The 14,054-nt window shown below is 38.1% G+C and carries 13 protein-coding genes; all 13 read left to right on the forward strand.

What is annotated here, in order from left to right; translation table 11 throughout:
• The first annotated feature begins 59 nt into the window (after window positions 1-59).
• The 13 genes from M0R16_12075 to M0R16_12135 all read left to right on the forward strand — a co-directional run bounded on the left by M0R16_12075 (window position 60) and on the right by M0R16_12135 (window position 13,934).
• A complete protein-coding gene (locus M0R16_12075; GenBank protein MCK9613611.1) occupies window positions 60-1,226 on the forward strand; it encodes a hypothetical protein in 1,167 nt (388 codons plus the stop codon).
• Window positions 1,227-1,414: 188 nt separating this feature from the next.
• Window positions 1,415-1,696 carry a helix-turn-helix domain-containing protein gene (locus M0R16_12080; GenBank protein ID MCK9613612.1) on the forward strand — a complete coding sequence of 94 codons (282 nt, stop codon included), beginning with the start codon at window positions 1,415-1,417 and terminating at the stop codon, window positions 1,694-1,696.
• 454 nt (window positions 1,697-2,150) lie between these two features.
• Window positions 2,151-4,040, forward strand: a complete 1,890-nt coding sequence (locus tag M0R16_12085) for a toprim domain-containing protein (GenBank protein ID MCK9613613.1) — start codon at window positions 2,151-2,153, stop codon at window positions 4,038-4,040.
• A 714-nt stretch (window positions 4,041-4,754) separates the two neighbouring features.
• Window positions 4,755-5,315 (forward strand): restriction endonuclease subunit S, encoded by a 561-nt coding sequence (locus tag M0R16_12090; GenBank protein ID MCK9613614.1) that lies wholly within the window; start codon window positions 4,755-4,757, stop codon window positions 5,313-5,315.
• A gap of 5 nt (window positions 5,316-5,320) precedes the next feature.
• The gene (locus M0R16_12095; GenBank protein ID MCK9613615.1) at window positions 5,321-6,850 is read left to right on the forward strand and encodes a type I restriction-modification system subunit M; all 1,530 of its coding nucleotides are present in this window, start codon (window positions 5,321-5,323) and stop codon (window positions 6,848-6,850) included.
• An 11-nt stretch (window positions 6,851-6,861) separates the two neighbouring features.
• A complete protein-coding gene (locus M0R16_12100; GenBank protein ID MCK9613616.1) occupies window positions 6,862-8,319 on the forward strand; it encodes a Fic family protein in 1,458 nt (485 codons plus the stop codon).
• Window positions 8,319-9,530 (forward strand): restriction endonuclease subunit S, encoded by a 1,212-nt coding sequence (locus M0R16_12105; protein ID MCK9613617.1) that lies wholly within the window; start codon window positions 8,319-8,321, stop codon window positions 9,528-9,530. The genes M0R16_12100 and M0R16_12105 overlap by 1 nt, the downstream gene beginning before the upstream one ends.
• Window positions 9,531-9,533: 3 nt before the next feature.
• Window positions 9,534-10,070: a TIR domain-containing protein gene (locus tag M0R16_12110; protein MCK9613618.1), complete on the forward strand. Its 537-nt coding sequence runs from the start codon at window positions 9,534-9,536 to the stop codon at window positions 10,068-10,070.
• A 4-nt stretch (window positions 10,071-10,074) separates the two neighbouring features.
• Entirely contained in the window at window positions 10,075-10,638 is a 564-nt protein-coding gene (locus M0R16_12115; protein MCK9613619.1) for a toll/interleukin-1 receptor domain-containing protein, read from the forward strand.
• 11 nt (window positions 10,639-10,649) lie between these two features.
• On the forward strand, window positions 10,650-11,444 hold the full coding sequence (locus M0R16_12120) for a TIR domain-containing protein (GenBank protein MCK9613620.1): 795 nt from the start codon (window positions 10,650-10,652) through the stop codon (window positions 11,442-11,444).
• Window positions 11,441-12,613 (forward strand): toll/interleukin-1 receptor domain-containing protein, encoded by a 1,173-nt coding sequence (locus tag M0R16_12125; protein ID MCK9613621.1) that lies wholly within the window; start codon window positions 11,441-11,443, stop codon window positions 12,611-12,613. Before M0R16_12120 ends, M0R16_12125 begins: the two co-directional genes overlap by 4 nt.
• Window positions 12,614-12,624: 11 nt before the next feature.
• Window positions 12,625-13,551, forward strand: coding sequence for a hypothetical protein (locus M0R16_12130; protein MCK9613622.1), 927 nt, complete (start codon window positions 12,625-12,627; stop codon window positions 13,549-13,551).
• Window positions 13,552-13,562: 11 nt separating this feature from the next.
• Window positions 13,563-13,934 carry a hypothetical protein gene (locus tag M0R16_12135; GenBank protein MCK9613623.1) on the forward strand — a complete coding sequence of 124 codons (372 nt, stop codon included), beginning with the start codon at window positions 13,563-13,565 and terminating at the stop codon, window positions 13,932-13,934.
• Window positions 13,935-14,054: the final 120 nt, after the last annotated feature.

The raw sequence follows: 14,054 nt of genomic DNA on the forward strand, positions 1-14,054 counted from the left end.
AGCAACAAATATTTATCAACATCCTTTTTCCTTCCTTTTCTCTGCTGTAATTTTGTAAAATGAAACCGAATATACATACCTCAGTACAGCTCAACATTTTCAACGAAATCGCCAATGGGCGCTTAAGACCGTTCCTTCCCGAAAACTCTAAATTGAGTAAAATCAAACATTTAGTACGTGACGAAAATACCATGACCATCCTCAAAGCAACCGACAAAAAATTAGTCCGCAAGCTTCTGGATGAGATGGACATTACTATTTATGGCTACCGTTCTCTTGATGACATTCTCATTGACATTAAAGAAGATGATACAGGTAAGATAGCAGATGTAACTATTAGACCGCGTAAACATTATGATCTTAATGACTTTATCGACATTCCCCCGGCGCCGGATCAGAAATCGGCTTACTTCCTCACCCTGATGGCGGACGAGTTCGAACGCATCAAGATACGATCAAACAAGTTCCTCGAATCTATTGATTCTACAGAGAAACTTTCCTTATACGCCAATAAGCACATCCAGAAAACCAAGCAGATTGCCCATGATGCGCGTATTGCCTTTTCAAAGCTTCAGGACAAAGGCACATTTATAACCGACAACTCCGATGTTTACATCCTTTTTGTCCTGAACCTTTTTTTGATTCGCCTTATTGTTTATTACCGGAAATTCTTTAAACCCTTTGTGATTCCTGTCAACGAAACCGAGGAAGAGCTTCGCCTGGAGTTTTTCCATTCCCTTCCGGTCCGCAAAAAATATCCGTATATCTTCCGGTATATGCCTGTCCCGAAAAACGAGGATTATATCGCCCATGATACGGGCAATTCAGCAGATCAAAAAAAGTCCTACCCTGATTTTCCGCACCTTTACGGAGCTTCGACTCCTGCGGAGCTCGACTGCTCTGATGCGACTATTTTTGACAAAAAGTCGCACCCCGTCAATCAAGAGGTTCAGAACTTTGAAAAATATCCTGTGAATTGCCAGGTTAATGTTCTTGTCGATCATTTTCTGACTTTATCTACAAAAAGCTACATGGGCGGACTACCAGTTTTCAGCATGAAACCCGCTCAGATTGCTGATTTTATTGAAAGAAACTTCATTGACAAGGATCGAAATGATTTCAGTTCTTCAACACTCCGTACTCTTCTGAAACCCTACAGGGCTGATAAGCGACTAAAATCTGGCAGCCCGAAACGCATTGATTCATCGCACTTGTACGGTGTTTAATTTCCATTAGTCCACTGCGAATTTTTTGCGACCTTTTTTTTCATTGAGGAATTTTTTCTTCCTCATTCCTTTGCCTTAGTTTTTTGTTGCAACCAAAAATCGTGTACAATCGGCTGCATTCTGAAACCTCAAAAGCAATGATAGGATAGGAGTGGGGCCACATTAAAAAATTTTAAAATTAAAAAATCATGGAAATTATCACCTTCGAATCCCAGACATTTCAGGATCTCATCAAAAAAATTGATGGCATCAATGCAAGCATCGAAAAAGCTATTGGCAGACCCATTCTTGGTGACGATTGGCTTGACATCCAGGACACTTGTCAGCTGTTAAAAGTATCAAAACGAACCCTCCAAACCTACCGTGACAACGGTACGCTGAGCTTTTCCCAGATCGGTGGCAAAATATACTTCAAAGCCTCCGACCTCCGTTCACACCTCGAAAAGCACTACATCAAAGCCTTCAAATAGAGCTTTTACACCGCTTCGACTTTGCCACCCCACGCTGACTGAGCTCATCGAAGTCAGCTGGGGCCTCATGGCAAACCTGCAACTTGCAACTTGCCAACTTGTAACTTGCTCCTTCTACCATTTACCCTCTACCATACTACCATCTACCCTTTACCCTTCTACCAATTACCCAATACCTTTTACCTTTCCACTTTCACCTTTTAACTTTCACCTTATGAATATCACCAAAGATAGCATCCTCTCCAAAGTAACCGCCTACGACATTCTCAATCACTTCTTGCATCCTTACAACACGCGCGGCGGCAACCTCACAGCAGGTCAGCACATCAGCAACCCTTTCTTGCGTGAAAAGCAGCAAACCCCATCCTTCAACCTCTATTTTTCCTCACAAAGCCGTGACTGGCGCTTCAAAGACTTCGCCACCGGCGATGATGGCTCCTGCTTCGACTTGGTAATGAAACTCTACTCTTGTTCTTTTCCGGAAGCATTGGAACACATCAACTCCATGATGTCCCTCGGACTTACCGATGATAATGCTCAGAGTATTTTGACACCAAGTTTGCACGCCTCGGTAAATGAAATTGCTTTCCCTTCATCTTCCCTTCGTGTGCGCGGATTCACTCACAAAGAACTTGCCTGGTGGTTGCAATACGGCATCACCGTTCCGGTTTTGGACCGCTTTCACCTCAGCTCCGTCGAAACTTTTTCTGCAAAAAACCGTGATGGCCGGTCATACACCATCACCAGCAACGACAACTTTCCGGTCTATGCTTATATACACCATTCCTGGGCAAAACTATACAAACCACTCGACACCAAATTCCGCTTTCAGTACCTTGGTAACAAGCCTGAAAATTTTCTTTTCGGCATGGAACAGCTTCCTGATTTCTCTGAATACATTTTTATTACTGGAGGCGAAAAAGATGTCATGTCTCTTGCCGCTCATGGCCTCTCTGCCGTGTCCCTGAATAGTGAAACAGCAAACCTCCCTGCCGAAACCCTCAAAACTCTTCAATCCCGATGCAAGCATGTGATGATACTTTACGATATCGATGCCACCGGAAAAGCCCAATCCGAAAAACTCTCAAAACAACACGGACTGAAAAAGATCACCCTGCCGGATATGCCTGATGGCAAAGACATTTCCGACTTCTTCCGTCTCAAAATGAATCCTGAAACCATCAACGAACTTGCTTCAGCAGCCCTTGTCCCGGGCGTGACAGCACCTATACCGGTGCCCGATATATCCCGCCTCGACAAAGTCCTTAAAACCCGTGAGGTCCTTGCTGTCAACAAATCTCAGAAGATCATTTTTTCAAACCCCATCCTGAGCCAGAACGAAAACCCTGTTTTCTTCCCCAAGACCATCAACGTGCTCCAGGGAAAAGCCGGTGTCCATAAAAGCCGCCTGGCACAGATCATCTGCAGTTCCCTGCTCAAAACCCCCGAATGCTCAAAAGAGTTTCTTGGCTTCCATGCCGATATTTTCAAATCCTATGCTATTTGTTATGTGGACACCGAACGCAACCTTTCCGAGCAGCTCCCTTATGCCTTGCAGCAGATTCAGGTCATGGCCGGCTACGAAATCGAAGACAATCCCGATAACTTCGACTACATTTCCCTGCTCGAGTTTGAACGTAAAGAACGTTTCGAGGTTCTCAATGAATATTTAGAACATGTCCGCACCAAGTACAGCCGCCATATTTTTATTGTGCTCGATGTCATTACTGACTGCGTTTACAACTTCAACGATGCAAAGGACAGCATGGCTCTGATTGACATGATGAACATAACCATCAACCGTTACGATGTCACCTTCCTTTGCCTCATCCACGAGAACCCTGGCAGCGTTGACAAGGCCCGTGGCCACCTGGGTACCGAAATAATGAATAAGGCTTCCACCGTCATTCAGGTTGGTTTTGAAAAAGATTCTGAACGCAAGGAAATGGATCTCGTCAAAGTCGCTTACCTCAAATGTCGGAGTTCCAAAAAACACGAACCTTTTTATGTCCAGTACTCCGATGAAGACAACTCCCTCGTCCTTGCCGATCAGGATGTTGTTTTTGAATTGATGCAGCACAAGAAACAAAAAGCCAGCTCCCTTGATATTATTGAAAAAATTGAAATTATTTTATCCGAACCCTTATCCCGTCGTGAGATTCTTTCTCAGTTATGCCAGGAGTTTAGTTGTACTGAAAGATTAATGGATGACCGCCTCCGTGAGATCATCGACACCAAAGCCATCCTTCGCGACAAAGATTACAAAGATTGCCACCTTGTCAAAGAAAAACAGGGTAAAACATTAATCTACCGCCTCCAACCCATTTCCCTCGAATTATTTTGACCTAAAGACTGGCCTTCAGGAAATTTCGTTGCAAAACAAGGTTTGTTTTTAGCTTGTTAAGAGCGATGGCCCGTCATAACGGCGGGCCGGCGTTGGCGTGAATAATAAAAACATAGAAAATCGCTGAAGGGGCTTGTAAAGCCTTTGCCTTCGTTCCGAAGGCACTACTTCAGCTGATTTTCACGTTTTTATTAGTGCGGGTGGAAACATCGTTATGACTATCCTTTTTGGTAACTTTTTTGGATAAGCAAAAAAGTTAAAATAAAAAAATAGTCAATAAATCACAAAATACTAACATACTCTATCAAAGTATTGCTTAAATACATGATTTCATCAAAATCGCAAGTTTTACACCGCTTCCTCACAACCACAACGTTTGAACGTTTGAAGGCACATATATATGCGTTTCCATCGTTCCAACGTAAATGCAGCGTTTTTCTCCCTTTTGTTTTATTAAATTTGTAATTCACACATTATTAATGAGCTGCATTTATTAAGTGTAATTTTTACCTATTTTTATATATGTGTTTAGTTTAAATTTGTACAATTTTATAACATATTTATACAACTATCACCAAATAAGCTATTTAGATAAATTATTGCTTTTGTAAATAAAAATTTATAAACATTTTGAATAAAATAATAATCTTTTTTCTTGCTATTTGCATTTTTTTTCGTATATTTGCACAAGGTTTTGAATATAATTATAAAATAATGACAAAAATTCCACTTAAAGACATTTCTGATATCCGTTTCGGTTTTTATAGTAAATCTGCATCCAAAGGCAAATATAACTATATTCAGGCTAACTACTTTGACAACAATGGTTTTCTTATAAACCCTTCCGATAGTTTTATCAACATCGGGGACAAGGATCTATCCCATATACTACAGGACGGTGATGTTCTTTTTATAAGCAAAGGCTTCCGGTACTTTGCCTGGTGTTATCATAATGACTTTGGTCCCGCTGTTGCTTCAGCTATCTTCTTCGTGATACGCCCTGACATAAATAAGGTACTACCAGAATATCTGACTACTTTCTTTAATTTACCAAAGAATCAGGAATTTTTCAAACAGTTCGGTGCCGGTAGTTCCATTCCGTCTATTCGTAAATCCGAACTCGGAAGTTTAATGATTCCGGTTTTACCTGTTTCAATGCAGAAAAATGTCGTTGCATTGAATTCATTGTACCGAAAGGACTTTGAATTATCATCCCAATTGTTAAAATATAAAACTGAATTGTACCAATCCGTAATTTCAAATATTTTAAAATAAAATTCATGGAACAGAAAAAAATCAATCAGAAGGAAATTAATAATATTGTTTGGAAAGCATGCGACACCTTTCGGGGTGTTGTTGACCCCTCACAATACAAAGATTATGTTCTTACAATGTTATTTCTTAAATATGTTTCAGATGTCTGGAAAGATAAAAAAGCACTTTACTCCGAAAAATATGAGGGAGACCTTGTGCGGATCGAACGGGCTATGCGTAACGAACGCTTTCAGTTACCTGACGCAAGTACCTTTGACTTTCTTTATGAAAAACGTAACGAAGCCAATTTAGGCGAGTTGATTGACATTGCGCTTACCGGTCTTGAAGACGAAAACCGTAATAAACTGGCAAACGTTTTCCGCAATATCTCCTTTAATTCTGAAGCAGTCTTCGGACAGACCAAAGAGCGTAACCGCATCCTTAAAAATCTTTTGGTTGACTTTTCTTCACTCGATCTTCAGCCATCCCATCTCGAAGGTAACGATGTTATTGGTGATGCCTATGAATATCTGATAGCACAGTTTGCCGGTGCTGCAGGAAAAAAAGCCGGTGAATTTTACACGCCAAGCCAGGTATCTGAGTTGCTTGCCAAACTCGTGGAGCCAAAACCCGGCAACAGAATTTGTGACCCGGCTTGCGGTTCTGGTTCGTTATTAATAAAAGTTTCTGGTGAAGTGGGCAGTACAAATTACTCTCTTTACGGACAGGAAGCTATTGGCAGCACCTGGGCCTTATGTCGTATGAACATGTTCCTGCACGAGCAGGATAATGCTACCATTGAATGGGGCGATACGTTGAACAACCCAAAATTGCTGGAAGGCGAAAAACTGATGAAATTCAATATTGTTGTTGCAAATCCTCCGTTCTCACTCGATAAATGGGGTGCTGAACATGCCGCTGCCGATCAGTATAGTCGTTTTCATCGCGGTATTCCGCCCAAAAGTAAAGGCGACTATGCTTTCATTTCCCACATGATCGAAACCACATACGAAGATATAGGCAAGGTTGGTGTTATCGTTCCTCATGGTGTACTCTTCCGGGGAAGTTCCGAAGGAGTTATTCGTAAGAAATTTATCGAAGAAAATCTGCTCGAGGCAGTCATTGGCCTCCCTGCAAACCTTTTCTATGGGACAGGAATCCCTGCGGCTATCCTCATATTTAATCGTGGAAAAAAGGGAAATAAAGATGTGTTGTTCATTGATGCCAGCCGCGAATATGAACCGGGTAAAAATCAAAACATCCTTCGTGCCGGGGATATAAATCATATTGTTGATACCTTTAAGGCCTTTAAATCATCACCATCCTGCACTTCTGAAACTGGTGTGGTAATTGAAAATAAATATGCGTATCGTGCCACCATAAATGATATTAAAGAGAACGATTTCAACCTGAACATTCCCCGTTATGTCGACACATTTGAAGAAGAACCTGAAGTGGATATTCCGGCAACTAAAACCGAAATATCAAAGCTAAAAACGGAACTCGCAGAAGTGGAAAAACAAATGGAGAATTATTTAAAAGAATTAGGATTTTAAAATTTATTATTATGACAAAAATCGAAAACTTCAACAAAGTTGATACTCTTAAAAATCAATTATTGAGATTACAGCCACTAAAACCACAGGATGAACAACGCCTATGGAAAAAATTCAGGTTGGAATGGAACTTTAATTCAAATCATTTGGAAGGTAATACTCTAACATATGGACATACTGAATTATTATTGATTTTTGATAAAATCTCGGGGGATTATTCAGGACGTGAAATTGAAGAAATGAAAGCTCATGATGTCGCCATAAAAATGGTGGTTGATCTTTCTCAGGATAATGAACGCGACCTTACAGAAAGTTTCATTCGGCAACTAAATGCAATATTGCTTGTCCGTCCTTTTTGGAAAGAAGCGATCACTCCAGATGGTCAACCTACAAGAAAAGAGATAATACCCGGTAGCTATAAACAAACCTCAAATTCTGTGCGGCTCGAAAATGGAGAAATATTTCATTATGCTTCTCCTGAAGACACGCCAATTTTGATGAAGGATTTGATGGATTTTTATAGAGCACAATCAGCAGACAGCAAGGTGCACCCCTTGAGGTTGGCTGCTATGATGCATTATAAATTCGTTCGTATCCATCCGTTTGATGATGGTAATGGACGCGTTGCAAGGCTGCTGACTAATTATGTATTACTAAAAAATGGCTTTCCTCCGATAATTATTAAAGATAGCGAAAAGAAAGAATATCTGATGGCTTTAAATAAAGCCGATACCGGTGATTTGGATGCATTTGTAAGGTATATTGAAAATCAATTGTTGTGGTCATTGGAAATCTCAATAAAAGCTGCAAATGGTGAAAGTATTGAAGAAATAGGCGATCTGGATAAAAAAGTACAATTACTAAAGAAATCCCTTAAAGCAAAAAATAAAATTGTACTAAAAAGTAAAAATTCAGTTGAAAGAATCATTAACGATGTTTATATAAAGTATCTTAAAGCTTTGGAGATAGAATTAAATCGATTTAAGAGCTTGTTTAAATCAAGTGATTGGTTTTATAACAAAGGCGCTACTACGGCTATAAATACATTCCCTGTTAGCCCATTTGCTGTTGATAAATTTGAAAATATAATTCAGCATTTAATTGGTTTTGCGAAAAATGGTTCAGAAAGCAAATATGAAGTTCGTTTATTCCTTAATAGATTTAATGATGAGGATGATAGTTTCAATATACATATGATTTGTGATATTGTGTTCGAGCAACGGTATTTTAATATTAAGATGTTAATTGGGCCTAAAGAAATTGATGAAAAAATAGTAAGGTCTTTAGTATTGATTTCTGACCCTGAATTTTCTAAAAAAATCAAAAAAATTGCTTTTGAGAAAAATAAATATAATGACATTTATTCTGAGGAATTTATTAAAACATGGGCAGTAAATGTTGCAAATAGTCTTTTTGATTATATGGAGACACAGGCAAACGAATTAGAACTTCGTAGAAAAAAGCTATAATGAAAATAAAAAATAAAATAAATCCCGGCTTCAAACCCTCTCCACTTGGGCCAATTCCTAATGATTGGGATGTGATGGAATTTGGTGAATTCACAAAACTCGAAAAGGGCAAATATGCACCAGCTGAAAATGAAAACATAAAGTGTTTAGAGCTTGAGCATTTCGAACAGGGAACAGGAGCAATTAATGGTTGGCTAAATTCATCTGAACAGAAAAGTACAAAAAATATATTTCAAAAAGGACAGGTTTTATTTGGAAAGTTAAGACCATATCTTCAAAAGTACTGGCTTGCAGAATTTAATGGTGTATGTTCAAGCGAAGTTTGGGTAATGACTTCAAAAGATACTAAATGTAATAATGAATTCTTATTTCGTTTAGTCCAAACAAGCCGGTTTATTCAGGTTGCTAATGTTTCATCAGGGTCTAAAATGCCTAGAGCCGACTGGGATTATGTTTCATCATTCCCTTTTCCTATTCCCCCTCTCCCCGAACAACAAAAAATTGCCGCGATCCTCTCCACCTGGGACACTGCCATCTCCAAAACCAAGCAACTCATTAATAAACTCAAAGAGCGCAACCGCGGCCTGCAACAGCAGTTGCTTACTGGGAAGAAAAGAATCAATGGCTTTGAAGAAACAAGATGGGTTAAAATTACTGCCGATAGCATTTTTAAAAGCATCTCTACAAAAAATAATAATGGAAACGAACAACTATTATCAGTCACTCAAGACAGGGGCGCTATCCCCCGTGATATGCTTGAAGGTCGTGTCACCATGCCTTCTGGCGATACTAATTCGTTCAAATTAGTCGAACCCGGAGATTTCATAATTAGTTTACGCTCCTTTCAGGGTGGGTTGGAATATTCCGAATATCGTGGCTTGGTTAGTCCTGCATATACCGTGCTAAAGCCGATAAAACCAATTGACCATGATTTCTACAAGTACTATTTCAAATCATACGATTTCATTGGCCATTTGGCAATAGCAGTGATAGGAATAAGGGACGGGAAACAAATCAGTTTTGATGATTTCTGTACCGTTAAACTCCCCAATCCTTCAAAAGATGAACAAACAAAAATTGCAGAAGTTTTATCTGCTGCTGGTAATGAGGTAAAAATTCAGGAAAAAAAATTAGAAGCCCTCAAACAGCAGAAAAAAGGGCTGATGCAGAAATTGCTTACTGGGAAAATTAGGGTTAATTCTAAAATATAGATCATGGAAAAGAAATCAAGAAATTGTTTTGTAAGTTACCATCACGACAGAGACCAAAAGTATCTCGAAAAATTACGAAAGGTTATATCACGCATGGAGGTATCAGATCGCTCACTGAAAGATGATATCGGTCATCTCACAGAAGAAACCATTTATAAAAAGATTAGGGAAAAAATGCGTAATTGTTCTGTCACTGTAGTATTGATTGGGGAAAGAACTGGTCATCGTAAATGGATTGATTTAGAGATTTGGGCATCTCTGAGGGCTTATACGCACCCAACCGATCCTTTAAAATCATTTAAACCCAATGGACTCTTGGCAATTTATCTCCCCACTGATTCGCATTCAGTGCCAAACAGGTTAAAGGATAATATTGAATCAGGATATGCAGTGAGTATGAAATGGGAGAATCTTGCAAAGGACTTTGAAAGTAAGGTCAACTGGGCATATTGGAACAGAACAAATAATGTATACAAAATTTGCAACAACAGGGAAAGAATGGAAAATGATTATGTTGATTTTTTTGGATTAAGATTTTAATAATATGAAAGCAATTAACAGGTTTTATGCTTCTACTAAGTATTCATCAAGAGCACAGTTTTTAAATCTTGGTAAAAAATGTATCTTTATTTCTCACCAAAAGGATGACAAAGATGATGCTAGAGCAATAGCTGAATATTTTCAGAATGCTGGTATAGAAGTTTATTTTGATGAGTATGACAATGATTTGCGATTACAAAGAGAAAATGACAAACCAAATGAAGTAACAATGTCCATTTGCAATGGGATCAATAACAGCAGCCATATGATGGTTGTTGTTTCACCCAATACAATTTTATCAACTTGGGTGCCATTTGAAATCGGCTATGGATATGATAAAACTGAACTCGGGGCGATTTGTCTAAAGGGTATTCCAAAAGGGAAATTACCTGAGTATATCAGAACAACAAAAATCATTCGCGATATTTATGACCTTAATATATTTATCCAGCAATTATCGGGTAAAACGAAAGAATTTTTACTTGAATCGAGAATGATGAGTGATCACACTAATTATGCAAATCCTTTACATAGTGTGATGGATGATTTAATCAGCGATGTTTATTAAAATTATTTATTATGCCAACAAAAGAATATTTTATTACTAAGCTTTCTTTCAGGGATGATCAGCCTCTGATAAAAGATGTTTTTGCATATGAATTTGATGGTGCCACGCTCTCAGAAGGTGAAAATCGTTTGAGACATTGGATGGTCAATAGAACAAATGAAGGTTCTCGGATTTCAATTATGACTCCTAATCCTAATAAAAAAGATAATTGGATTAGAGGTGAGCCTTTTTCATATACTAATGGTTACTATTCATGGGCGTTTGATCTTCCCAAAAATATAACTAAGCGAAAGACATTTGTAAGTTACTACCATCATGATGATCAAATTTATAAAGAGAAGTTTGAGAATTTATTCGGAGATTTGATAGTAAGTAAGTCCGTTGGGAAAGATGATATAGACTCGGATAATAGCGATGAATATGTCAAGCAATTAATTCAAAAAGGATATTTGTCTGATACAACTGTGCTTGTGGTATTAATAGGTCCTAAAACAAAATGTCGAATGCACGTTGATTGGGAAATTTCAGGTGCATTAAATTTAAAAGTTGGAGATAATTATGCCGGTTTGGTTGGTATTTTATTACCTGATCATCCCGATTTTGGTCCTGGTAAATCGTATAATCCAGCTAACTTACCTAAGCGTTTAGCCGCAAATCTTGATTCAGGCTATGCTAATCTATACGATTGGACTGAAGATAGAGTGAAATTTCAGCAATGGCTTGAATCTGCTTTTCGCAGAAGAAATGACTCTGAAAAAATAATTAATAAATCAATTCCTCAAATGAACAGAAATACATGCGAATGAAAAACAGGTTAAAATATCCGCTTTCCCTTTATGTGGTTTGGCATCCCAAATTCACTGAAGGCAAAAGAATTGCCAATAATATTTACAGCATCTTTTGTAGGGATGTTAATGATCCTCTTTCACGAGGCTTGGGAATCCCGGTTTATTATCGCTCTGATTCATCAAATAAAACTCCCATTGCAATTGATACAAAAAATGCAACACGTAACGCTTTAGTTTTACTGATTGACCAGCATTTCTTTCTTGATGCTGATTTCCGCGCATATACCGTGGAGCTAACAAAATTAGTGGACAATAACACAAGAATTTTTCCAGTTTCATTATATGCGTCTGCCCATGAAATCGGTTGTGGATTAACCTCGCTTCAATTCATTAGAGCTTACAAGGGTGATTTCACCGTCCCTGCGAATCTTGATTTTTCAATAAAGACTTTAAAATCTGAATTACTACATGATTGTGCGCGATTGCTCATGAATTTCCAGCCCACCTATGAAGACAAAGATGAAAACCGCATTCCTTCTCCTGTAAAATTATTCTTGAGCCATGCAAAAAAAGATGGTCTCGAAATTACAAAGAGATTCAAGGCATTTGTCGATGCTGAATTAAAACTGGATGTATTTTTTGATACGGTTGATATTGCAGATGGTTATGAATTCGAAAAACAGATTGAGGGCAATATAAAAGATGCTGCATTGGTTGTTTTTCACACTGATGAGTATTCATCAAGGGAATGGTGTAGAATTGAAGTATTGGTGGCCAAGCGTAATAATTGCTCCATTGTTGTTGTTCATGATATAAAGAATGGTGAAAAAAGGGCCTTCCCATATTTGGGCAATATGCCAACAATTACTATCAAGGAAGATGAAAAAGAGAGCTTTGTTGAAATCGTTAACCTCACTCTTTGTCAGGTATTGAACAATCTGTTCCAACATGAATTACTGGAATCTTTTCAAAAGGAATTCGCATCCGCTGGTGTCGAATTCGTTTCTATTACCACACCTCCTGAACTTTTCAATTATATCTATATCCATAAAAAGAAGGATACTGCAAAGGGGCAATTAGTGATTCTATACCCGGAGCCTCCCCTTGGTGCAGAAGAATTAAAACTTCTGAACGAGATTGACAAGGATATTAAATTCATTACGCCAATTTTATTACCAACACTGTGATAGAAATGAAAATGACAAAGAAAAATATTTCAGGAATTTCGGAGAAAAAAGATACGGTTCAGAAAACTACATTGTATGGAAAACGAATTGCAATTTCGGTTTCCGGCAGCGAAGAGCTTGAACAATTGGGTTTATCTGAGAACCATATAAAAGATGCTACCATTGAGATTGCAAGGTATTTGTTGGTAAATGGTGCTACCATGCTTTATGGTGGAGATTTACGTCATAACGGCTTTACTGCACTGTTTTCTGAGCTTTCTTATCAGTACAAATATCTAAGCGATAGAGAAGCTCGCTTTGTTAATTATTTTCCTTTCCCCAACTCAAGATTTCTTACGGACAATGACCTTGCCGACTTCTTAAAAAAACAAGTTGAAGCCAGGATTTTGCCGGTTCCCAAGCATCTTGGGGATCCAGATCCCAGGAAGGATTACAAGCCTTTAGAAAATGTTGAGGACCGTTTTTTATATTCTGAGTGTTATGCTGACATGAGGATCCAAATGGCAAAGGAAAGCAATGCAAGAATTGTCTTGGGTGGAAGACAAAAAGGCTATACAGGATATTTCCCGGGAATTGTAGAGGAAACTTTCCACGCCTTAAATGCTGGTAATGCTGTTTATTTGTTAGGTGGCTTTGGTGGTGCAACAAAATCAATAATCGATATTATATCTGGAAGTATTCCACCGCAAATGACAAACGAATTTCAGTTTGATACAGCATTCTTAAACGATTTTAGGAAATACGCATCAGATAAATTTCCTGTACCACTGGATTATACCTTTCTTGTCGATTTTTTCAAGAAATATAAAGTTGAAACTTTATCAGAGCAGAATGGACTTACTGTGGAGGAAAACCAAATTTTGTTTGATAGCATTAATATACATGAATTGGTTTTTCTTATTATTAAAGGGCTAAAGAACATTTCAAACAAGAAGTAATAGCAAATGAGATGAAAGCAACAGCACCTGAGAATATTGTTATATCAGAAAAATTTGGGAAAAGTCTGAAACTCGATTTTTATGATTCTGAGTTCTCATTGGACGGATGGGGGAATGTAGATAATTATGCAAAATTAAGTGATTCAAGTTTTGTGTTTATGGAATGCGAAAAAGGGCAGAAACATCCCAATACCAATGTACTTAAATTATGGCCATACCTAGAAAAGAATGAACAATTAAAAATATTCCTCATCCATTATATTTTTCCTGATAATAATTCTCCACAAAACAGGATAAGACTTTGTCATTTTCTTGGTAAGAAACTTGAGAAAATATTTCCTGACAGATTCCGATATTATCATATTTATGGAAGTATTTTGTAAGCTTACCTGAAAGTCGGCCATTTGAGATTAGAGTTTAGCCGAAGCGCCAGCGAGGCGTTTCGTATTGAATTTTAATTTTAAATTAGCTATATGAAAGCAAAACGATTTACAGAAAATCAG

Source organism: Bacteroidales bacterium, from assembly GCA_023228145.1.
GTDB lineage: Bacteria > Bacteroidota > Bacteroidia > Bacteroidales > CAIWKO01 > CAIWKO01.